We start from the raw sequence: 22,212 nt of genomic DNA on the forward strand, positions 1-22,212 counted from the left end.
GCGCTACCCCGCGTCCGCGAGCGTGTCGCCGACGAGGGTCGACAGGATCGACGCCTCCTGGAGCTGGCCGAGGATCCGCGAGGCGACGCGGTGCTCGCGGTCGAGCACGAGCGTGGTGGGGACCGCGTTCGGCGGCACGGTGCCGCTGAAGGCGAGCTGCGCGGATCCGTCGACGTCGACGATCGAGGGGTAGGTGATGCCGTAGGTCTTCGCGAAGGCGGCCGCCTGGGGAGCCTGGTCGCGCACGTTGACGCCGACGAACGAGACGTCCTGGCCCGCGTATTCGGCGCTCACCGACTCGAGGTCGGCCGCCTCCGCCCGGCAGGGGGCGCAGCTGGCGTACCAGAAGTTGACGACGACGACCCGGCCGGCGAGGTCCGCCGAATCGACCGCCTCCCCGTTCTCGTCGGTGCCCGCGAACACGATCGGATCGGAGCGGTCGGCCTCGTCGATCTCGGTGATCGTGCCGTCGCCCGAGATGTAGCCCTTGTTGTCGCCCTTGCGGTAGTCCTCCGCGAGCTGGTCGCGGGTGCAGCCGGTCAGCACGACGGCCGCGACGAGGGCGAGAGCGGTGGTCGTCAGGAGGCGCCTGCGCATCAGACGGCGCCCACATCGGTCGCGAGACCCTGGAGCCCGGCGGCGGGATCGGTGTAGCCGACCTCGACGAAGCCGTCGCCGCGGCGCTCGATCGTGGTGATGCTCGAGAGCGCGCAGCGGCGCTTGCGCGGATCGTGGAACAACCGCTCCCCCGCGAGGGCTCGGTGCACCGTCCAGATCGGGAGCTGGTGGCTGACGATCACGGCGTCGCCCTCGGCGGTGCCGTGCCAGGCCGCCTCGATCGCCGCGTACATCCGCGCCGAGATCGAGAGGTAGGGCTCGCCCCAGCTGGGCTCGAACGGGTTGCGGAGCCACGGCCAGTGCTTGGGGTTGCGCAGCGCCGAGCTGCGCGCCGCGAGCGACTTGCCCTCGAAGCGGTTGCTCGGCTCGATCACCCGCGGGTCGCTGGTGATCTCGAGCTCGAACGCCTGTGAGATCGGCTGCGCCGACTCCTGCGTGCGCTGGAGCGGGGAGGCGACGAGAGTCGTCACATGGCGGCGCCGCTCGAGAAGGTCGTCGGCCGCCGCGCGGGCCATCCGGTGACCGAGGTCCGAGAGCCGGAAGTTCGGGAGTCGCCCGTAGAGGACCCGGTCGGGGTTGAACACCTCGCCGTGCCGCACGAGATGGATCTGATCGGCAACCACGAGCGTCAAGTGTACGGAACGCCGCGTGAGGGAACGCCGGGAACGGCAGGTCTGGGCGGACGCTGAACGGGTGCTCAGCGCGGCGCGCTCAACGACGGGCGAGCACCGCCGCCGACAACCGGCGCACGAGGGCGTCCGGCAGGTGCCGCACGACGGCGACCGGCACCCCGAAGCGCCACGACGGCACCGAGACGACCTGCCCGCGCGCCACGTCGCGGAGGAACTCCTCGACCACCTCGTCGGCGTCGAGCCAGAGGAAGGAGGGGATGGCGGAGGTGTCCATCGCCGCCCGCTCGTGGAACTCGGTGCGCACCCAGCCCGGGCAGAGCGCCGCCGCCCGGACTCCGGTGCCGAGCAGCTCCACCGCGAGCGACTGCGTGAACGCCGTCGCCCACGCCTTGACCGCGGAGTAGGGACCGAGGTGCACGAAGCCCGCGACGCTCGCGACGGTGAGGATCGCGCCGCGGCCCCGCGCGGTCATCGCCTCGGCAGCCGCGCCCGAGAGCACCGCGACCGAGCGGACCATCACCTCGAACGCCGCGTCCTGCGCCGCGACGTCCGGCTCCGAGAAGCTCCCGTCGATCCCGAAGCCGGAGTTGTTGACGAGCACCCGCACGGGCCGCTCCGGATCGACGAGCCTGGTGCGGACGCACTCCACCTGCTCCCGATCGGTCAGGTCGGCCGGCAGCACCTCGACGTCCGGGGCGCCGAGCGCGCGGAACTCTGCGGCCGCCTCCTGGAGCCGGGCCTCGTCGCGCGAGACGAGCACGAGGCTCCAGCCGCGGCTCGCGAACGCCCGCGCGAAGGCGGCTCCGATGCCGGTGGACGCTCCGGTGATCAGTGCTGTGCTCATGCGGAGAGCAGGGAGAGGAGGCCGGCCTCGCTGACCACGGTGATGCCGTAGTCGCGAGCCTTGCGCGCCTTGCCCGAGAGCGAGTCCGGGTCCGCCGCGACGACGAGCTTCACCTTCTTCGTCACGCCCGGGTGCGGCACGAGACCGCGCTCCTCGAGCAGACGTGACCACTCCTGCCGCGTCCGCGACATCTCTCCGGTCAGGACGACGAGGTCGCCCGGCTCGAGCACGAAGCGGTCGGCCAGCGGCTCGGTCCGCTCGACGGCCTCTCGCGGCTCGGTCGCGGCGACCAGCCTCTCGTGCTCGATGTCGAGGAGGGCGGCCACCGTGGCGAGGTCCATCATCTCGTCGTCCGACAGCTCGCCGTCGAGCCAGGCGACGGCCGTGAGGTCGTCGAAGTACCGCTCGTGCAGGACGGCCAGCGCCGATCGACCGATCCCGAGCTCGTGCGCGAGCTCGACGAGCGCCTCCTCCTCGTGAGCCGAGAGCACCCGGTCGAGCAGACAGCGGTCCAGCAGGGCGAGGTACTCGGTGTGCTCGCTCGGCCCGGACTGATCGGGCATCCGCTGCACGACCCGCTCCAGGAACGACGGGGACGGCGCGTCTGCGGCGGGGCGGGCCACCCACAACGTGCGGCGCCGTGGGACGGGAGGCCAGCCGTAGGCCATCGCCGCGCGCAGGTGCGCGTCCCAGCGATCGCGTCCACCGGACGCCGCGATGTACTCCTCCAGCAGGCTTCCCGTGGCGACCGCGTCGACGACCGCGCGGTGCGCGCCGACGAGCGGGATGTCGAAGGCGGCGCAGCAGTCGGCCAACGAGCGGCCGGCACCCGGCAGGAACTCGCGCGCCAGCTGCATCGTGCAGAGCACCAGCTCGCTCGAGAGCGTCGTGTCGACACCGAGCCGGCTCAGTTCGGCGATGAGGAACCGCCGCTCGAAGCTAGCGTTGTGCGCGACGACCACGCGCCCGTCGAGCAGCGAGAGGAGTTCGTCGGCGACGGACGCGAACGACGGAGCATCGAGGATCTCGCGGGCCGAGATGCCGTGGATGCGCTGGGTGCCGAGATCCCGGCCCGGGTTCACGAGAGTCTCGAACGATCGCTCGAACCGCCCCTCGGAGTCGAGATGCACGACCCCGATCTCGATGACGCGATCCCCCCGCTCGGGACGCACGCCCGTCGTCTCGAAGTCGATCACAGCGAATCCCGGCCCGGCCATGCGTCCCCCCTCGGTCGGAGGCCCCGCGCACTCCGTCGAGGCACCCTAACCCGCGTCGGCGACATCGGCCGTGGCCGCTCGCCGATGGCCCGGGCCCCTGCGCCGCCCCGCGGGTAGACTCCCCTACCGTGACCGACGAGACCCGCCTCCCCCGAACCACCGTCAAGAAGCTCGCCGCGCTCGAGGACGGACCCGTCCGCGTGTCCGGCTGGGTCGAGACCGTGCGCGACCAGAAGAAGGTGCAGTTCGTGGTCCTCCGCGACGAGTCCGGCGCCGTGCAGCTGGTGAACCCGGCCGTCCGCGAGGCCGAGGAGGGCGACGACGTCGCCGCCGCGAAGCTCGCGATCACCGAGGAGATCTCGGGCCTCGCCCAGGGCTCCTTCGTCACGGTGACGGGTCAGCTCAAGCACGACGAGCGCGTGAAGCTCGGCGGCATCGAGGTGAAGCTCGAGACGCTCGAGATCGTCGCCGCGTCGATCCCCGAGGCGCCCATCGCCCCCGACTCCGGCATCGACAAGCGCATGGACTGGCGCTTCCTCGACCTCCGCCGCCCGGAGCAGAACCTCATCGCCCGCGTGCAGACGACCTTCGAGCACGCCCTGCGCACCTACTGGATCGACAACGACTTCATCGAGATCCACACGCCCAAGCTCATGGCGAGCGCGTCGGAGTCGCGCGCCGAGCTGTTCGAGGTCGAGTACTTCGAGACCAAGGCCTACCTCGCGCAGAGCCCCCAGTTCTTTAAGCAGATGGCGCAGCCCGCGGGCTTCGGCAAGGTGTTCGAGGTGGGGCCGGCCTTCCGCGCCGACCCGAGCTTCACCTCCCGGCACGCGACCGAGTTCACGAGCGTCGACTCCGAGGTCTCGTGGATCGAGTCGCACGAGGACGTCATGGAGCTGCACGAGCAGCTGATGGTCGCCGGTCTCACCGCCGTCGTCGAGAAGCACGGCGCCGAGGTCAAGGCGCTCTTCGACATCGACCTCGAGGTCCCCACGACGCCGTTCCCGCGCATCCCGCTCGCCGAGGCCAAGCGCATCGTCGCCGAGCGCGGCTACGAGGTGCCCCGCGCCGACGACGACATGGACCCCGAGGGCGAGCGCCGCATCGCGGCGTACGTGAAGGAGGAGTTCGGCCACGACTTCGTGTTCCTGACCGACTACGCCTCGAGCATCCGGCCGTTCTACCACATGCGCCGCGAGGGCGACGCGGCGATCACCAACAGCTACGACCTGATCTACAACGGCGTCGAGATCTCGACCGGGGCGCAGCGCGAGCACCGCGTCGACGTGCTCGTGGAGCAGGCCCGCGAGAAGGGCCTCGACCCCGAGGAGCTCGGCTTCTACCTCGACTTCTTCCGCTACGGCGTCCCGCCGCACGGAGGCTTCGGCATGGGCCTCTCCCGTGTGATCATGCTGATGCTGCACCAGGCGAACCTGCGCGAGGTCACCTACCTCTTCCGCGGCCCGTCGCGCCTGCTGCCGTAGGGCCTCACCCGCCGAGGGAACCCCGGACCGTCGAGACCGCCAGGAGCACCTGGTTCCCTCGACGGTCCGGGGTTCCCTCGCGTCCAGGATCCAGCCGTCAGCGCGGGAGGCGCTCGTACGGCACGCGGCGGCTGAGCCAGCCCAGCAGGCCCGCGACGACCGCCGCGAGCGCCGCCGGCACGAGCAGGAGCCACAGGCTCGACGCCACCGCCACGAGCAGCAGCGCGACCGCCGCGACCCCCGCGCCGAGCGCGAAGTTCCAGCGGACGTCGGTGGCCACGCCGGGCTCGGGCCTCGCCCAGATCACGACCAGGGCCAGCGCGAGCGGTCCGAGGAGCAGGCCCAGCACGAACCAGCGCCAGCGCGAGCGGCCCTTCTGCTCCGCGAGCCCCGCGGCCACGAGCGCGAAGCCGATCCAGATCCAGCCGGTGTCGTTCCAGGTCGTCCCCATGCCCGGAGCCTAGGGGCTGGTCACCGGGGCGGCGGCGACACCATCAGGTCGAGGTAGTCCGTCAGGCACGCGACCATGTCGACCGCGTCGCGCTCAAGCAGCCACTGCAACTGGATCCCGTCCCACAGCGCGATGATCGACGCGGCGACCCGGTCGGGGTCGGCCCCCTCGCGCAGCCGCCCCTCGGCCTGCAGGGCGCGCAGGTCATCGGCGTACCCCTGGCGGAGCGACCGGAAGCGCCGGGCGAAGAACTCGCGGCCCGGATGATCCGCCGTCGTCGAATCGCCGCAGAGCACCGCGTAGAGCTCGATCACTCCGGGTGCCGTCTCGTTGTAGCGGGTCTGGCGGAGGATCCCCTCGACCATGCTCTCGCCGGGGTCGGGCGGGGACGAGCCGTCGCCGGTGATCTCGTCGCGGTGCTCGAGCACCGCCAGCAGCAGGTCGGTCTTGGTCGGGAAGTAGTGCAGGAGGCTCGTCTGACTGAGGCCGACCCGGTCGGCGACGTCCTGCAGCGATCCCCGGGCGTAGCCGCGGGAGGCGAAGACCGCGTGGGCCGCCTCGATGATCGCGCGGCGGCGCTGCGCCGACTTGGCGTAGGGCCCGCGGCGGGGGCGGACGGGTTCGACGATCTCGGACACCACGGCTCCCTCCCCTGTGAGCGAGAGCGGATGCCGCCCTCAGGCGGCCAGCGTACCTCGCGCTCCGACCGCGCTCCCACCAATTTCGAGCAGCCACTCGATTTTGTGATAGCGTCCGACCCACCGGGCCGGGAGACCTCCCGGGCACCCACCCACGACGAAGTGAGGGACAGTGAAGCCGTTCACACGGAGACAGCTCATGGCCGCCGGACTCGGCACGGCCGCACTCGGGACGCTGGCGGCCTGCGCCACCCCCGGCACCACCTCGGTCAACACCGCGCCGGCGATCCCGGCCGCGAGCGGACCGATCCGCCTGCAGTACTGGGCCTGGCTGAAGGACCTGCAGAAGGTCTGCGACGTCTGGAACGCGTCGCATCCGGACGTCCAGGTCGACGCCGTCTGGATCCCCGGCGGCAATGCGGGCGGCTACCAGAAGCTGTACTCGGCCCTCGCGGCCGGCGGCGGACCGGACCTGGGCCAGGTCGAGCTGCGCTCGCTGCCCGAGTTCATGCTCGTGAACGGGCTGGTCGACCTCGACCGCTACGGTGCAGCCGACTACGCCGATCTCTACGACCCGACCCTCTGGGGACAGGTCAGCTACTCCGGGGGCGTCTACGGGATCCCGCAGGACAGCGGTCCGATGGCCTTCTTCTACCAGCCCGAGGTGCTCGGACGCGTGGGCGCCGAGCCGCCGCGCACGTGGGACGACTGGGCCGCCGTGGCGACGGAGCTCCGCGGCGCCGACTCCTACATCGACTGCTTCCCCCTCGCCGACGCCTCCGTCTTCGCGGCCTTCGCCACGCAGGCCGGTGCGCAGTGGCTCACCGCGGAGGAGGACGGCTGGGTCATCGACATGACCGACGAGGCCACGACGCAGGTCGCCTCCTTCTTCGACACCGCGATCGATCAGGACCTCGTCGAGACCGGCTACTGCGCCTACTCCCCCGCGTGGTTCGCGGCGGCGGCGACGGGCGGCATCGCCTCCTGCACCACGGGCAGCTGGGGCGACGCGCTCATCCAGGGCGTGAGCGGTGGCGAGGGCAAATGGCGCGCGGCGCCCATGCCCGTCTGGGGCGACTCGGGCTTCGGCTCGAGCTTCCTCGGCGGCTCGACGGCCGCCGTCTTCGCGAGCAGCGCGCACCCGAAGGAGGCGCTCGAGTTCGCCGTCTGGATGACCACCTCGCAGGAGGGCATCGACGCGATGATCGCGAACAGCGGCATCGGCTGGTCTCCCGCGGTCGGCGAGATCGGCACGGCGCGCAAGGGACCGAGCGAGTTCTTCTCGGGCCAGAACTACACCGAGGAGGTCCTCGTGCCCGCCTCGCAGCAGCAGAACCCGGACTGGTCCTGGTGGCCGGTCACCCAGCAGTCCTTCAACATCCTCAGCGACGGCTTCCGGAAGAAGGCGTCCGGCACCAGCCTCGTCGACGCGGTCGCCGAGGCCGAGAGGCAGATCATCACGGTCTTCGAGAACAAGGGCCTCAGCATCAGGAAGGCCTCCGCATGACCACGACGACCTCCCCCGCCGCAGCCGCCATCGCGGCCACCGGCGACACCGGGAACCGCAAGCGCAACGGAGCCGTGGGGCGCGCCCCGTGGATCCTGCTCGCCCCGTTCCTCGCCCTGTTCGTCCTCACCTTCCTCCTCCCGATCGTCGTGGCCATCGGCTCGAGCTTCACGAAGGTGACCCGCTCGGGGCTCTTCGGCGAGGCGGGAGTGACGACGGAGTTCGCCGGGTTCTCGAACTACGCGCAGGCCCTCGCCGACGGCAACTTCATCGCGTCGATCGGCCGCATGTTCCTCTTCGGCATCGTCCAGGTGCCGGTGATGATCGCGCTCTGCACCGTGCTCGCGCTCATGCTCGAGTCGGCCTCGGCCCGGTTCCCCGGCTTCTTCCGCGCTGCCTACTTCCTCCCCTACGGCGTGCCCGGGGTGATCGCGACGATCCTCTGGTCGTTCCTCTACGTGCCCGGGCTCAGCCCGATCATCGATGCGGCGAACGTGGTCGGCCTCGAGCCCGACTTCCTCGGCGCGGACTCGGTGCTGTGGTCGATCGCGAACATCTCGCTGTGGAGCTACACCGGCTACAACATGCTGATCATCGTCGCCCAGCTGAAGGCGATCCCGGTCGAGCTGTACGAGGCGGCGAAGGTCGACGGAGCGTCCACGTTCCGCGTCGCGCGCAGCATCCAGCTGCCGCTCATCCGCCCGGCGCTCGTGCTGACCACGATCTTCTCGATCATCGGCACCCTGCAGCTCTTCGCGGAGGCGCAGGTCCTCAAGACCGTCGCGCCCGCGATCGACAGCCAGTACACGCCGAACCTCAGCGCGTACACGACCGCCTTCGCCTACAACGATTACAACGTCGCCGCCGCGCAGGCCGTGCTGATCGCCCTGGTCGCGTTCGTCCTCTCCTTCACGTTCCTCTCGATCTCGAACAGGAAGTCCTCATGAGCCAGGCGACGCGCGACACCGTGCAGCCCACGACCACCGGGGTGGTCACCGCGAACCGTCCCGTGAAGGCGGGTCGCGGCCCCGACCGCTCGGCCGGCCGCAACCGCGCCTCCACGATCATCGTCACCGGGATCCTCGTGGTCGTCGCGGTCTACTTCCTCGTCCCCGTCTACTGGGTCGTGGTCGCCGCGACCAAGACCACCGAGGACCTCTTCGCCACCTACGGCTTCTGGTTCGCCCCCACGTTCGCGCTCTGGGACAACCTGGGCCAGGTGCTGACCTACGACGGCGGCATCTTCGTCCGCTGGTTCCTCAACTCGGTGCTCTACGCCGGAGTCGGCGCCCTGCTCGCGACGTACCTCGCCGCGGCCGGGGGCTACGCGCTCGCGAAGTACGAGTTCCGGGGCAACCGGCTCGTGTTCGGCACGATCCTCGCGGGAGTGCTCGTGCCCGGCACGGCGACGGCCCTGCCGCTGTTCCTGCTCTTCAGCCAGATGGGCATCGCGAACACCTACTGGAGCGTGCTGATCCCGTCGCTGGTCTCGCCGTTCGGCCTCTTCCTCTGCCGCATCTACGCGCAGGCGACGGTCGACACCGCGATCATCGAGGCGGCGCGGATCGACGGGGCGAGCGAGCTGCGGATCTTCCACACCCTGGGGCTGCGCATCCTGACCCCGGCGCTGGTGACCGTGTTCCTCTTCCAGCTGGTCGGCATCTGGAACAACTACTTCCTGCCGCTGGTGATGCTGTCGGACACCGAGCTGTTCCCGATCACGCTCGGCCTCAACAACTGGCTCAGCCAGGTCGACCGCCTGCCCGAGTTCTACGAGCTGACGACCGGCGGCGTGCTGCTGTCGATCATCCCGCTGGCGATCGCGATGGTCGTGCTGCAGCGCTTCTGGCGCGGGGGGCTGACCGAGGGCTCGGTGAAGTAGAGGCGATCAGGAGGGAGTGGAGGAGCCCCCCGGGGTCTCACGCCAGGGGGCTCCCGTGTGGCGGTGGAACGGTCTCGCTCTCCCGCTCGCCGGCGTATCACCGCCGGCGGACCGCGGGGTCTCCCGCGCGCGGCCGCCGCGAGTCTGCACCGCCAAGCCGGGAATGCGCCGAGTCCGAGTGGAGGACCCGGGCAGGATGGGCGCATGCCCGCCACCGCCGCTCTCGTCGCGATCTCGGCGCTCGTCGCCTTCGTCGCGGGGACTCTCCTCGATGCCCTGCTCCGGCGCGTCCCCCGCGTCGAGCGGGGCCTGCCGCCCGGTCGCTCCTCCCCCGCCCTCGCGGTGGCGACCGGAGCCGCGAGTGCCGTGGGAGCGGCGGCGCTCACGGCGACGAGTCCGCCGAGCGCCGTGCTCGCCGCCCTCGTGCTCCTCACGGTCGTGGGGGTGCAGCTGTCCTCGATCGACCTCCGGCACCGGCTGCTGCCGAACGTCCTGGTCGTCCCCGCGATCGCGGTCGGCGGAGTGCTCGTCCTGATCGCGAGCGTCGTCGACGGACGGCCCGGGGACGGGCTCCGCGCACTGCTGGGCGGGCTGGCGCTGTTCGCGGTCTACCTGGTGCTGGCGCTGATCTCGCCCGGCGGACTCGGGATGGGCGACGTGAAGTTCGCCGCGGTGATCGGCACGATGCTCGCGTCGCGCGGCTGGAGCGAGTTGCTCGTGGGCGCCGCCGCCGGATTCGCGCTCGCGGCCCTCGCCGCGGCGGTGCTGCTGCTGACGGGTCGCGCCCGGCGCGGGACGCCGGTGCCCTTCGGTCCGATGATGCTCGCCGGGGCCGTGGTGGTGCTCGCACTCTCCCCTTGAGGCGGAGGGACGGATCGTCAAGTGCTTTGTCCCCCGGAAGGGTACGAGACGAGTCGGGTGATCTCTCTATCATCAGTGATGCCGCAGAAATGAATACGGCCGAATCCATTCGGCGGGCTCTCGATCACCCCCGTGATCCGGCCCCTTCTCTGCAGCAGCACCACTGGTATTCGCACGATCGGTCTCAAACTGGGTCGTCGGATTCCTGCTCCCCTTGTAAACCGGTCTCGCTCACCCCATCTCGGAGGTTCACCATGCTCTCTCTCCTCTCCACCCTTCAGTCTCACGTCGCCACCGCGAAGGACCGCCTCCGCGAGGAGGAGGAGGGCGCGACCGCCGTCGAGTACGGCCTGCTGGTCGGACTGATCGCCATCGTCATCATCGCGGCCGTCGTCTTCCTCGGCCCGACGCTCGGGGACATCTTCCTCGACATCAACGAGAGCCTGGGCGGAGAAGGCCCCGCCGCGGAGGTCCCCGCGGACCCCGCCGACTGACCTCTTCGCGTCCCTCCTGGGCGGCGTCCCGGCTCTCGCCGCGACGCCGCCCACCTCTTCTCCATCGGAAGAAGAACAGTGAAGAGACACCTCCGCGACGAGAAAGGCGCAGTCTCTCTCGAATTCGCCATTGTGCTCCCGATCCTGATGGTCATCCTCATCGGGATAGTGGAATTCTCTCTGGCGATGAATGCGCAGATCACTCTGACGAACGCCGCCAGAGAAGGCGCGAGAAGCATGGCTCTGCACAACAATGCATCCACTGCGAGAACCGCCGTGAAGAACGTGTCCTTCCTCTCTCCTGCACTCACGGACGCCCAGATCTCGATCGCGCCGGCCACCTGTACCCCGGGTGCGCTCAGCACGACGACCATCAGCTACGACTACCGCCTGCTCACCGGACTCTTCGGCGACGGGATCACCTTGACCGGGAAGGCGGCGATGCGATGCGGTGGTTGACGCGTCGTCTCGGCGACGAGCAGGGCGCCGTCTCGATCGTGGTCGCCGCCGTCATGGTGGTGCTGCTGACCTGCGCCGCGATCGCGATCGACATCGCCAGGCTCCAGGTCGAGCGCGGGGAACTGCAGAACGGCGCCGATGCCGCGGCCCTCGCCGTGGCGCAGTCGTGTGCGAAGACCCCGTGCACCGCCCCTTCCGCGGCTCCGGCCTCGACCGTCGCTGCCGCTCGCGCCGCGGAGACGGCGGCCGTCGCCCTCGCCGCGACCTACGCCGACGCCAACGCCGGGGACGGCGCCTCCGGGTCCACGACGACCTTCCCGACCGCCACGTCGGTGCGCGTCACCGCCTCCGCCGAGGACGCCTCCACGGGGGCCGGTTCCCTCGCGACGGTGTTCGCCCCGCTGCTAGGGATCGACTCCCTCGAGGCCGAGGCGTCCGCCACCGCCTCCTGGGGCAGCCCCGGCGCCGGTGAGGCGGCGCTCGCGCTCGCGTTCGCCCCGTGCGTGTTCCAGCTGGACGGCGCGATCCAGGTCATCAGCATGCACGGCGACTCCGGCGGCACCGCCTGCCAGACCGAGAGCCCGTCGGGGCAGCTCCTCCCTGGTGGATTCGGCTGGCTCAAGGATCCCGCCGGCACGTGCCGGGCGAACGTGGACAGACTGAAGCCGGCCCCCGTCTCGGGCAGCACCGGCGTCAGCCTGCCCCCGGGCTGCGCCGCTCAGCTGTCGAAGCTCGGCGGCACCACCGTGCTCCTCCCCGTCTACTCCGACAAGGGCGGCACCGGGTCGGGTGGCTGGTACACGATCAGCGGTTTCGCGGCCTTCCAGGTGCTCGGCTGGAACTTCCCGGGCATGAGCTGGAACAACCAGACCTATCCGGGCGCGGGGTGCAAGGGCACCTGCAAGGGCATCATCGGGAAGTTCACGACCTTCGTCTCGCTCGACGACGCGTTCAGCCTCGGCGGCGCGGACCTCGGCGCGTCCATCATCACTCTGTCGGACTAGGACCCCCTGCCCCGTGAAGCTCCGCATCCTCTTCGCGATCCTCGGATTCGTACTCGCCGTCATCGGCGTGATCGCCGTGACCCTCTACACGAGGGGCGCCGATCAACGCGCTCTCGAGGGCCAGCAGCCGGTCGACGTCCTCGTGCTCTCCCGCGACGCCCCCGCGGGCACCCCCTCCGAGCAGCTGTCGGAGTACCTGGAGGTGAAGCCCCTCCCGCGAGCGGCCGTCGCCGTCGGCGCCGCGACGACGCTCGACGGCCTCGGCGGCCTCGTCACCTCGGTCGATCTGGTGACCGGGGAGCAGCTGCTGACCGTGCGGCTGGTGTCGCCGGACGCCCTCGAGGTCCCGGGTCGCGTCGACGTCCCCGCCGGACTGCAGGAGGTGACCGTGCTGCTCAGCCCCGAGCGCGTGGTCGGCGGAGGTCTCGCTCCCGGCGACACGGTCGGAGTCGTGCTCACCGTCGGGACGCAGACCCACATGCGGTTGCAGAAGGTCCTCGTGACGACGCTGCAGGGACTGGGCACGACGGCGGAGGGCGACACCAGCGGAACCGTGCCCATACCTCCCGCGTCCGTCTACGTGACACTCGCCGTGAACGGAGCCGACGCGGAGCTCCTCGTGAACGCGGCGCAGTACGCGTCGATCTGGCTGACGAAGCAGCCGGAGGGCACGGATTCGAACGGCACCCGCATCATCACGCCCGAGGAGCTCCTCCAGTGACCCGCTTCCTCGCGGTGACCGACGCCGCCCCCTTCGTCGACCGCGTGACCGCCGCCCTCGTCGACGACGACTCCGGGGTCATTGCGCTCCCCGCGTCCGCCACCGGGCTGCGTCCCGAGGCGATCCTCCCGCCCCCCGGCGAGGACCCGGTCGACGTGGTCCTGATCGGCCCCGGCATCGAGCGCGAGACGGCGCTGCGCTTCGCGGCCGCCCTCGACACCGCCTTCCCGCGGATCACGCTCGTCCTCGTCGCCGAGCCCGATCCCGACCTCGCGGTCGCCGCGATGAGGGCCGGCATCCGGGACGTCCTCTCCCCCGACGCCGACGACGACTCCCTCGGCGACGTGATCCGCCGATCGAGCCGGGCCGCGCAGGCGCGGATCGGCGATCGTCCCACGGCCCCCCGCGGCGGTCGGGAGAAGAAGGTCATCGTCGTCCTCTCGCCCAAGGGCGGGGTGGGCAAGACCACGCTCTCGGTCAATCTGGCCGTCGCCCTCGGCAGTGCCGCTCCGCTCTCGACCGTCCTCGTCGACCTCGACGCCCAGTTCGGCGACGTCGCGAGCGCGCTGGGCCTGGATCCGGTGCACACCCTCCGCGACGCGGTCGGCCCGGCCGCATCCTCGGACCTGCTGGTGCTCAAGGCCTACCTGTCCGTGCACGAGGCGGGCTTCTACTCCCTCGCCGCTCCGATCGACCCCGCCGACGCCGACCGCATCTCGTCCGAGGCGGTGACGCACCTGCTGCGGCAGCTCTCGTCCGACTTCGCCACCGTCGTCGTCGACACCTCGGCCGGGCTCACCGATCACACGCTCGCCGCCCTCGAGGTGGCGACCGACGCGCTTTTCGTCACGGCGATGGACGTCCCCGGGGTCCGAGGGCTCCGCCGCGAGCTGACCGTGCTCGAGGAGCTGGGCCTCCTGCCCGAGAACCGCCACCTGGTCGTCAACCTCGCCGAGAAGAAGTCGGGCATCACGGTGAAGGACATCGAGGCCACGGTCCGCATGTCGGTCACCGCGGTCCTGCCCCGCTCGGCCGACCTCGCGCTCGCGACCAACACGGGTCGACCGCTGCTCCTCGCCAAGCGCCGCTCCCGAGCGGCCGTGCTGCTGACCCGGCTCGCGGGCGCGTTCACCGGCGGCGACGGAGCCGCACAGCAGAGAAGGGTCAGGATCCAGTGAGCCTCGCCGAACGCCTCGCCTCCCGGCACGCCGCGCGCGACGCGCCGTACGAGCCCGTCGCCGCAGCGCCGCCCGCCCCCGAGCCCGCTCCCGCTCCTGATCCCGAGACGGACCGGCAGCAGGACGAGCGCGAGCGGGTCGACGGACTGCTCGCCCTCAAGAGCAGGGTCGGCGACGAGCTCTTCCGCCGGATGGGCTCGCGGCTGAACGACCCCACGCTCGCGGAGTCGGACCTGCTCGGGCAGGCGCGCGACATCCTGGGCGAGATCGTGGACGCCGAGTCCGCCCCGCTCACCCCCGAGGAGCGTCAGCGCCTCGTCGCCCAGATCGCCGACGACGTGCTCGGCTTCGGACCGCTGCAGCCCCTCCTCGACGACCCGACACTCACCGAGATCATGGTCAACGGGCACGAGCAGATCTTCGTCGAGCGCGGAGGCCGGCTGACCCTGAGCGGCACGCGGTTCCGCTCGGAGGCGCAGCTGCGCGCGGTGATCGAGAAGATCGTCACCCGGGTCGGGCGCCGCATCGACGAGTCGTCCCCGCTGGTCGACGCCCGGCTCGAGGACGGCTCGCGCGTGAACGCCGTCATCCCGCCCCTCGCCGTGAACGGGTCGTCGCTCACCATCCGCAAGTTCTCCCGCGACCCGCTCACCGTGTCGGATCTCATCGGCTTCGGCTCGGTGACGTCCGAGATGGCCGAGCTGCTCGACGCGTGCGTGCGCGCGCACCTCAACATCATCGTGTCGGGCGGCACCGGCACGGGCAAGACGACCCTGCTCAACGTCCTCTCCTCCTTCATCCCGCACGGCGAGCGCATCATCACGATCGAGGACGCGGTGGAGCTGCAGCTCCAGCAGTCGCACGTGGTGCGGCTCGAGAGCCGACCGGCGAACATCGAGGGGCGCGGCGAGGTCTCGATCCGCGAGCTGCTGCGCAACTCCCTCCGCATGCGGCCCGACCGCATCGTGGTCGGCGAGTGCCGCGGCGGCGAGGCGCTCGACATGCTGCAGGCCATGAACACCGGTCACGACGGCTCGCTCTCGACCGTCCACTCCAACTCGCCGCGCGACGCGATCTCTCGGCTCGAGACCCTCGTGCTGATGGCGGGGATGGACCTCCCCCTCCGCGCGATCCGCGAGCAGATCGCCTCGGCGGTCGACGTCATCGTGCAGCTCACCCGCATGCGCGACGGCAGCCGGCGCGTCACGCACGTGACCGAGGTGCAGGGCATGGAGGGCGATGTGGTCGTGCTGCAGGACGCCTTCGTCTTCGACTACGCCGGAGTCGACTCCTCGGGCCGGATCCTCGGCGGCCCGGTCGCGACCGGGGTGCGGCCCCGCTTCCTCGACCGCTTCACCGAGCTGGGCATCGAGGTGTCGCCGCGGGTCTTCGCCCTGCCGGTCCCCGGCGAGCGCCGATGATCGCGGTCCTGGGGGTCGTGCTCTGCTACGCGGCCGTGCTCGTCGTGGTCTTCGGGGTCTTCGGCTCCTCCACTCCGCGGCTCCCCGTCGAGCGGCGGCGTCCCGACGCCGGCGCCGGCGACTCCGGGCTCTCGCAGCTGACCCGCTCGACGAGCGAGGCGATCTCGGCGGCGCTGACGCGGCGGGGCTGGGCCGAGCGTCTCGCCGACGCGCTGCGCGAGGCGGGGCTGTCGCAGTCGCCCTCCGAACTGCTGATCCTGGTGTCGGCGGCGTCCGTCGTGGCCTTCCTGCTCGGGCTGCTCGCCGGCTCCGCTCTCCTCGGCGTCCTGCTCGTGGCGGTCGTCCTGGGCGTCACCGTCGCCCTCCTGCGGATCCTCGCCGATCGCCGTCGGCGCCGGTTCGCCGACCAGCTCGACGGCACCCTCCAGCTGCTCGCGAGCGGGCTGCGCGCCGGTCACTCCCTGCTCCGCGCGATCGACGCCGCCTCGCGCGAGTCGGAGGCGCCGACGGCGGAGGAGTTCGCGCGCATCGTGAACGAGACCCGCCTCGGCCGCGACCTGAACGTGTCCCTGGCCCAGACCGCCGAGCGGATGCGGAGCGAGGACCTCAGCTGGGTCGGGCAGGCGATCGGCATCCACCGCGAGGTGGGCGGCGACCTGGCCGAGGTGCTCGACCAGGTGGGCGACACGATCCGCGAGCGCAACCAGATCCGCCGCCAGGTCTCGGCCCTCGCGGCCGAGGGCAAGATGTCCGTCTACATCCTGATGGCGCTGCCGTTCGTGGTCCTGGGCGTCCTGAGCCTGACCAGCCCGAGCTACGTGGGCAAGTTCACCGAGCACTGGCTGGGCTACGTGCTGATGGTGGTCGCCGCGATCATGTTCCTCATCGGCGGCCTCTGGATGCGCCGCGTCATCAGCTTCAAGTTCTGAGAGGGACCGGATCGTGCTCCTCGCCACCCTGTGCCTGCTGGCGGCACTGCCCCTGCTCTTCGCCGCCCTGGCACCCGCGGGGGCCGAGCGCAGCGCCGCTCGCCGCAACCTGATGCAGGGGCTCGTCCAGGAGGCGGTCGACACCCGCTCGGCCGCCGATCGACTGGAGCGGATCGCGGGGAGGCTGCTGCTGCCCGGTGCGCTCCGCCGGCTCGACCGGCTGCACGCGCACGCCGGCCGTCCCGCCTCCTGGCCGCTGGGCCGGGTGATCCTCGCGAAGCCGCTCCTGATGCTCCTCGCCGCCGGCGCCGCCGCCCTCGTCATCGCGCGCCAGCCGCCGCCGATCCTCGTCCTGCTCCTCGTCGTGGTGGTGGTCGTGGCGTACTTCGTGCCCGACCTGCTCCTGCACAGCCGCGGGCTCGAGCGGCAGGCCGCGATCGCCCTCGAGCTCCCGGATACCCTCGACCAGATGCTGATCGCCGTCGAGGCCGGACTGGGCTTCGAGGCCGCGATGGCCCGGGCGGGCGACAACGGCAAGGGCCCTCTCGCCGAGGAGCTGGTGCGCACCCTGCAGGACATGCGCGTCGGCATGACGCGGCGCGACGCCTACCGCGCACTGGAGCTGCGGACGTCGGTGCCCGACCTGCGCAGCTTCGTCCGCGCGATCGTGCAGGCCGACGTCTACGGAGTCTCGGTCAGCGGGGTGCTGCGGACGCAGGCGAAGGAGATGCGGCTGAAGCGCCGGATGCGCGCGGAGGAGAAGGCGATGAAGATCCCCGTCAACATCCTCTTCCCGCTCATGCTGTTCATCCTGCCGGTCCTCTTCATCGCGGTCCTGGGGCCGACGGTGATCTCGATCATCACCATGTGAGGACCGAAATTCGAGTGTCTACTCGAGATTGTGCTAGCGTCCGAGACGGCGCAGCCGCACGAGGCGGAGGCGTCCCCCCACGACGACGTGACGGCTCGACTCCGCTCGGATGCTCAGAGGCGCGCGGCGCCGCAGCGCTCCGGCGCGGCGGCCTGACGGAAGGCTCCGTGAAGTGACCCCGACCTCGACTCCCGAGCACTACCTCACCGACACCGGCCCCGGGCGGGGCCTGCGCCGCCGGGCCCGCTCGTGGCTCCACTCCGACGCCCCCTCGATCGCGCTCGACGGGCAGTGGCGCTTCCGCCTGCTGCCGGCCGCGCCCGGCACCCTCGGCGGACTCGACGTGCTCCCCGAGGGCGAGGGAGTGGACGACGTCGGCTCCGAGTCCTTCGACGACTCCGCCTGGGACTCGATCCCGGTGCCCGCGCACTGGGTGCTGCAGGGCGACGGCCGCTACGGCCTCCCCGCCTACACGAACGTGCAGTTCCCCTTCGCGACCGAGCCGCCCTTCGTGCCGGACGAGAACCCCACCGGCGACTACCGCCGCACGATCGAGGTCCCGGAGTCGTGGGGCGACGCCGAGGCGGTCGTCCTGCGCTTCGACGGGGTCGAGTCGCGCTACCGGGTGTGGGTCAACGGCGTCGAGATCGGCATCGGATCCGGCAGCCGCCTCGCGCAGGAGTTCGACGTCACCGAGGCCGTGCGCCCGGGAGAGAACCTCGTCGTGGTGCGCGTGCACCAGTGGTCGGCGTCGAGCTACGTCGAGGACCAGGACCAGTGGTGGCTGCCGGGGATCTTCCGCTCGGTGCACCTGCTCGCCCGCCCCGTCGGCGGACTCGAGGACGTCTGGGTCCGCACCGGGTACTCGGAGGGCACGGGCACGATCGACGCCGAGCTGACCGCGTCGCCCGCGGCGTTCCCCGTCGTCCTGCGCGTCCCCGAGCTCGGCGTCGACGTCGAGTGGGCGAGCGCCGACGACGTCGCTCCGATCGCCCTGGACGCCGTCGAGCCGTGGTCGGCGGAGGCGCCGCGCCTCTACGACGCCGAGATCGCCTCCACCGGCGAGACCGTCTCACTCCGCCTGGGCTTCCGCACGGTCGAGATCCGCGGCGACCGCTTCCTGGTGAACGGCGAGCGCGTCGTCTTCCACGGCGTGAACCGGCACGAGACGCACCCCGACCGCGGGCGCGCCTTCGACGAGGACTCCGCCCGCGAGGACCTCGCGCTGATGAAGCGGTTCAACGTCAACGCGATCCGCACCAGTCACTACCCGCCGCACCCGCGGCTGCTCGACCTCGCCGACGAGCTCGGCTTCTGGGTGATCCTCGAGTGCGACCTCGAGACGCACGGCTTCGAGCGCTGGGGCTGGGCCGGCAACCCGAGCGACGACCCCGCCTGGCGCGAGGCGTACCTCGACCGCATCGAGCGCACCGTCGAGCGCGACAAGAACCACCCGAGCATCGTGCTCTGGTCGCTCGGCAACGAGGCCGGCACCGGCGCGAACCTCGCCGCCATGTCGGCGTGGGTGCACGGCCGCGACCCCGAGCGCCCGGTGCACTACGAGGGCGACTACACCGGCGCCTACACCGATGTGTACTCGCGGATGTACTCCTCGGTGCCCGAGACCGAGCAGATCGGCGACGACGCGTCGCGCACCACCCTGCTCGGCTGCTCCCCCGGCGAGTCCGCGCGCCAGCGCTCCAAGCCGTTCCTGCTCTGCGAGTACGTGCACGCCATGGGCAACGGACCCGGCGCGATCGACCAGTACGAGGACCTCGTCGAGCGCTACCCGCGCCTGCACGGCGGCTTCGTCTGGGAGTGGCGCGACCACGGGCTCCGCGCCCGCACCGCCGACGGTGTCGAGTACTGGGCCTACGGCGGCGACTTCGGCGAGGTCGTCCACGACGGCAACTTCGTGATGGACGGCATGGTCCTCTCGGACAGCACGCCGAGCCCCGGCCTGTTCGAGTGGAAGCAGATCGTCGCGCCCGTGCGCACGCGCCTCGACGAGGACTCCGTCGTCGTCGAGAACCGCCGCCACGACGCCTCCACCGCCGACCTGCGCGTGCTGTGGCGGACGGAGGTCGACGGCCGGCTCACCGCCGAGGGCGTGCTCGAGACCGGAGTGATCGCCGCGGGCGGCTCAGCGACCGTGCCGCTGCCCGCGGTCGAGGTCGCGGGCACCGGGGAGACCTGGCTGAGCGTCGACGTCGTGCTCGCCGCCGCGACCGCCTGGGCCCCCGAGGGGCACGTCGTGCACACCGCGCAGCGCCGCCTCTCGGCCGCGGCACCGCAGCCCGTCTGGGTGCGCGCCCGCCGCGGCGGCGCCCTGGGCGACGACGCGGCCCTCGCCGTGGCGCGCTTCGGCGGCGGACGGCTGCGCTCGCTGGCCGGTCTCGCCGTCGACGGTCCGCGCGCCGAGCTGTGGCGCGCGCCCACCGACAACGACGAGGGCGCCGGATTCCCGGCGTACGTCAGCGGCGACCCGAACGCGGGCGACGGACGCGGCGTGCCCGCTCCGTCCTCGGCCGTCCGCTGGCGCGAGGCGGGCCTGGACCGCCTCGTCCCCCGCCTCGAGAGCCTCGACACCTCGGACGGCCTCCGCCGCCGCACCCGGCTCTCGGCCGCCGACCTCGACGCGGCCCTGCTGCTCGACGAGCACTGGACGGCCGACGGCGACGCCGTCATCCTCCGCGCCGACCTCGTGCCGACCGGCCGCTGGGACATCGTCTGGCCGCGCCTCGGGCTCACCTTCGAGCTGCCCGCCTCGATCGACCGCGCCGACTGGTTCGGCACCGGGCCGCTCGAGTCCTACCCCGACAGCCTCCGCGCCGCCCGCGTGGGCCGCTTCTCGGCCGGGATCGACGCGCTGACGACCCCGTACGCGCGACCGCAGGAGAGCGGGCACCGCTCCTCCGTGCGCGAACTGGTGCTCGCCGAGGCGGGGTCGCCGCGCCTCCGGATCGAGACGGCGCGCGACCTGCACGGACGCCTGCCCGGATTCACGCTCGCCCGGCACACTCCGCAGGAGATCTCCGCCGCGCAGCACCCGCACGAGCTGCCGCAGCCGACCCGCTCGGTCCTCACGATCGACGCCGCCCAGCACGGCCTCGGCTCCCGGGCGTGCGGCCCGGACGTCTGGCCCGACTTCCAGCTGCGGCCCGAGGCCCGCACGATCCTGCTGCGCTTCAGCGCGGCGGAGTGACGCGGCGCCTGACGTCGCACGAACGGAACGCCCGCGGGACCTCGTCGTCCCGCGGGCGTTCCGCGTCCTGCCCGGCGCTCGCGCCGGCTCCGATCACCCGTGCCGCGGGATCACTCCTGCGGCTGGTGCGGCAGCGGACCGCCGATGAGGAGGTCGCTGTTCTCGCGGCGGCGGCGCAGCACGACGGCGGTCACGAGACCGGCGAGCAGGATCGCGACCAGCAGGCCCGCCCCGATGGTGAGGCCGACGCCGGCGGAGAGCCCGCCGGTGCCGTCCGCCGAGGCGGGCGAGACCAGACCCGACTTGGCGGTCGTGATCGCGATGCCGCAGACCTGCGACGCGTCCGGCACCTCGACGGAGGAGCCGCTCTCGGGGTAGGCGATCGTCACCGCGGCGGTGCGTCCCGAGACGGAGCCGACGGCCACGATGCAGTACACCTCGGCCGTGGGCTCCTTCACGATCGCGTCGCCGAGCGCGAGGTCGGACCAGCCGAGCGCGTCGACCCGGACCGACAGCGCTCCGGCGGCGAGCTCGGCACGGACGCCGGTCGTCGTGAACGCGCCGACCGACACGCTCTCGATCGGGCCGAAGCCCCAGACGGCGCCGCGGGGCGAGCCCGCCTCGCTGCTGGTGGACTCGCGCGGCTCGACGAGCACGCCGGGCGCCGTCGAGGCCGCCAGCGAGAACGTGGTCGAGGCCGAGGAGCCGCGGTCGCCGGTGACCTGCACCGTGTAGGCGCCGATCGAGGAGAGCGCGGCGGCGGGAACCACGGTCGAGCCGGTGCTGGTCGTCTCGCCGTCCTGGCGGCCCTCGACGGTCAGCGGAGTCTCGGTGCCCGAGGGAGCGCGGAGGACCGCCGTGGCGGTCTCCTCGCGCTGGAAGCCCGCGTACGCCGCGCCGACCCCGTAGAAGCGGGCCAGGTCGACGGTCAGCGCGCCCGGGTCCACGCCCGCGTCGCGCGTGAGGTACACGGAGACGGCGGGAGCGGTCGCCTCGCCGGCCGGCTGGCCCTCCGCGGCGGGCGCGGGAGCGGCGGCAGGATCGGCGGCCGACGTCGAGAGGAGCGTGCGGCCCGGAGCGGAGGAGCGCGGGGCACTCGACCCGGCCTCGGTCGTCGCCGTGCCGCCGGTCGCCCCCTGGGGCTGCTGCGCCGGCCGCTGCGGCTGGTTCGGCTGCGCAGGCTGGTTCGGCTGCGCGGGCTGATTCGGCTGCGCAGGCTGATTCGGCTGCGCAGGCTGATTCGGCTGCGCAGGCTGATTCGGCTGCGAAGGCTGACTCGGCTGCGAAGGCTGCTGCGGCGCTGTCGTCGGCTCCGGCTGCGGTGCAGGCTGCTCGGGCAGGCCAGGAACATCGGGGGTCGTCGGCTGGTCCGGGACTCCGGGCACCGTCGGAGCGCTCGGCTCCTCCTCGACGGGCGGCTCCTCTTCCGCGGGCGGCTCCTCTTCCGCGGGCGGCTGCTCCTCCGCAGGCGGCTGCCCCACGCCGCCCAGCGGCGGCGGCTCGGCACCGGCGCCCGGATCGGGCGTTGTCGCCGTTACCGCGGGCGCGGCACCCCCGAGGTTCAGCTCGGCCGCCTGCGCGGAGGCCGGCAGCGCGAGTCCCGCGACGAGTGCCGCCAGGACGAGCGCGGAAGCCGCGGTGCGGCGACGCTGACGTGACATGGATGTTCCTCCCCCGCGAGACGCAGCCTGCACCCCGGAAACGGGGACAGGCGTCCCCGGGAAAGAGACTATGCGGGATGGGCGCGCCGTCACCGGCCGATCCGTCCCCCTTCTGCGGGGTCGGCTACAACGATC

Annotated in this window: 21 protein-coding genes; 14 read left to right on the top strand and 7 right to left on the bottom strand. The window is 72.0% G+C overall.

Annotated features, from left to right (window positions below):
* Positions 1-3 precede the first annotated feature (3 nt).
* The 4 genes from IOC53_RS10440 to IOC53_RS10455 all read right to left on the bottom strand — a co-directional run bounded on the left by IOC53_RS10440 (position 4) and on the right by IOC53_RS10455 (position 3,311).
* A complete protein-coding gene (locus IOC53_RS10440) occupies positions 4-597 on the bottom strand; it encodes a TlpA disulfide reductase family protein (RefSeq protein WP_207405468.1) in 594 nt (197 codons plus the stop codon).
* Positions 597-1,241, bottom strand: coding sequence for a histidine phosphatase family protein (locus IOC53_RS10445; RefSeq protein ID WP_207405470.1), 645 nt, complete (start codon positions 1,239-1,241; stop codon positions 597-599). The genes IOC53_RS10440 and IOC53_RS10445 overlap by 1 nt, the downstream gene beginning before the upstream one ends.
* An 88-nt stretch (positions 1,242-1,329) precedes the next feature.
* Positions 1,330-2,094 (bottom strand): SDR family oxidoreductase, encoded by a 765-nt coding sequence (locus tag IOC53_RS10450; protein ID WP_207405471.1) that lies wholly within the window; start codon positions 2,092-2,094, stop codon positions 1,330-1,332.
* The gene (locus IOC53_RS10455; protein WP_207405473.1) at positions 2,091-3,311 is read right to left on the bottom strand and encodes an exonuclease domain-containing protein; all 1,221 of its coding nucleotides are present in this window, start codon (positions 3,309-3,311) and stop codon (positions 2,091-2,093) included. Before IOC53_RS10455 ends, IOC53_RS10450 begins: the two co-directional genes overlap by 4 nt.
* Before the next feature lie 128 nt (positions 3,312-3,439).
* Here IOC53_RS10455 and aspS point away from each other — a divergent pair, with 128 nt between their 5' ends.
* Entirely contained in the window at positions 3,440-4,795 is a 1,356-nt protein-coding gene (gene aspS, locus IOC53_RS10460) for an aspartate--tRNA(Asn) ligase (RefSeq protein WP_207405475.1), read from the top strand.
* Positions 4,796-4,892: 97 nt separating this feature from the next.
* Here the strand turns inward: aspS and IOC53_RS10465 are convergent, their stop codons facing one another.
* Both IOC53_RS10465 and IOC53_RS19475 read right to left on the bottom strand, forming a co-directional pair.
* Positions 4,893-5,246, bottom strand: coding sequence for a hypothetical protein (locus IOC53_RS10465; RefSeq protein ID WP_207405477.1), 354 nt, complete (start codon positions 5,244-5,246; stop codon positions 4,893-4,895).
* A 20-nt stretch (positions 5,247-5,266) separates the two neighbouring features.
* Positions 5,267-5,887 (bottom strand): TetR/AcrR family transcriptional regulator, encoded by a 621-nt coding sequence (locus tag IOC53_RS19475; protein WP_307786150.1) that lies wholly within the window; start codon positions 5,885-5,887, stop codon positions 5,267-5,269.
* 169 nt (positions 5,888-6,056) lie between these two features.
* On the opposite strand from IOC53_RS19475, the gene IOC53_RS10475 reads away from it, so the two are divergent.
* From IOC53_RS10475 to IOC53_RS10535, 13 genes are all read left to right on the top strand, one after another.
* Positions 6,057-7,391 carry an ABC transporter substrate-binding protein gene (locus IOC53_RS10475; protein ID WP_207405479.1) on the top strand — a complete coding sequence of 445 codons (1,335 nt, stop codon included), beginning with the start codon at positions 6,057-6,059 and terminating at the stop codon, positions 7,389-7,391.
* Positions 7,388-8,338, top strand: a complete 951-nt coding sequence (locus IOC53_RS10480) for a carbohydrate ABC transporter permease (protein ID WP_207405480.1) — start codon at positions 7,388-7,390, stop codon at positions 8,336-8,338. The genes IOC53_RS10475 and IOC53_RS10480 overlap by 4 nt, the downstream gene beginning before the upstream one ends.
* A complete protein-coding gene (locus IOC53_RS10485) occupies positions 8,335-9,273 on the top strand; it encodes a carbohydrate ABC transporter permease (RefSeq protein ID WP_207405483.1) in 939 nt (312 codons plus the stop codon). Before IOC53_RS10480 ends, IOC53_RS10485 begins: the two co-directional genes overlap by 4 nt.
* 204 nt (positions 9,274-9,477) lie before the next feature.
* Positions 9,478-10,134, top strand: coding sequence for an A24 family peptidase (locus IOC53_RS10490; protein ID WP_207405485.1), 657 nt, complete (start codon positions 9,478-9,480; stop codon positions 10,132-10,134).
* 254 nt (positions 10,135-10,388) lie between these two features.
* Positions 10,389-10,628: a Flp family type IVb pilin gene (locus IOC53_RS10495; protein ID WP_207405487.1), complete on the top strand. Its 240-nt coding sequence runs from the start codon at positions 10,389-10,391 to the stop codon at positions 10,626-10,628.
* Between the two features lie 78 nt (positions 10,629-10,706).
* On the top strand, positions 10,707-11,087 hold the full coding sequence (locus IOC53_RS10500) for a TadE/TadG family type IV pilus assembly protein (RefSeq protein ID WP_307786151.1): 381 nt from the start codon (positions 10,707-10,709) through the stop codon (positions 11,085-11,087).
* On the top strand, positions 11,075-12,091 hold the full coding sequence (locus IOC53_RS10505) for a pilus assembly protein TadG-related protein (protein ID WP_207405489.1): 1,017 nt from the start codon (positions 11,075-11,077) through the stop codon (positions 12,089-12,091). The genes IOC53_RS10500 and IOC53_RS10505 overlap by 13 nt, the downstream gene beginning before the upstream one ends.
* 13 nt (positions 12,092-12,104) lie before the next feature.
* A complete protein-coding gene (locus IOC53_RS19480) occupies positions 12,105-12,812 on the top strand; it encodes an RcpC/CpaB family pilus assembly protein (RefSeq protein WP_207405491.1) in 708 nt (235 codons plus the stop codon).
* Entirely contained in the window at positions 12,809-13,990 is a 1,182-nt protein-coding gene (locus IOC53_RS10515) for an AAA family ATPase (RefSeq protein WP_207405493.1), read from the top strand. Before IOC53_RS19480 ends, IOC53_RS10515 begins: the two co-directional genes overlap by 4 nt.
* Positions 13,987-15,411 (top strand): CpaF family protein, encoded by a 1,425-nt coding sequence (locus IOC53_RS10520; RefSeq protein WP_307786152.1) that lies wholly within the window; start codon positions 13,987-13,989, stop codon positions 15,409-15,411. The genes IOC53_RS10515 and IOC53_RS10520 overlap by 4 nt, the downstream gene beginning before the upstream one ends.
* The gene (locus IOC53_RS10525; RefSeq protein WP_207405495.1) at positions 15,408-16,340 is read left to right on the top strand and encodes a type II secretion system F family protein; all 933 of its coding nucleotides are present in this window, start codon (positions 15,408-15,410) and stop codon (positions 16,338-16,340) included. Before IOC53_RS10520 ends, IOC53_RS10525 begins: the two co-directional genes overlap by 4 nt.
* Before the next feature lie 10 nt (positions 16,341-16,350).
* Positions 16,351-17,211: a type II secretion system F family protein gene (locus tag IOC53_RS10530; protein WP_374070655.1), complete on the top strand. Its 861-nt coding sequence runs from the start codon at positions 16,351-16,353 to the stop codon at positions 17,209-17,211.
* Positions 17,212-17,383: 172 nt separating this feature from the next.
* Positions 17,384-20,416: a glycoside hydrolase family 2 TIM barrel-domain containing protein gene (locus IOC53_RS10535; protein ID WP_307786154.1), complete on the top strand. Its 3,033-nt coding sequence runs from the start codon at positions 17,384-17,386 to the stop codon at positions 20,414-20,416.
* A gap of 110 nt (positions 20,417-20,526) precedes the next feature.
* Here the strand turns inward: IOC53_RS10535 and IOC53_RS10540 are convergent, their stop codons facing one another.
* Positions 20,527-22,077 carry a hypothetical protein gene (locus tag IOC53_RS10540; protein WP_207405499.1) on the bottom strand — a complete coding sequence of 517 codons (1,551 nt, stop codon included), beginning with the start codon at positions 22,075-22,077 and terminating at the stop codon, positions 20,527-20,529.
* Between the last annotated feature and the right edge of the window lie 135 nt (positions 22,078-22,212).

The organism is Rathayibacter sp. SD072, assembly GCF_017355185.1.
Taxonomy (GTDB): domain Bacteria; phylum Actinomycetota; class Actinomycetes; order Actinomycetales; family Microbacteriaceae; genus Rathayibacter.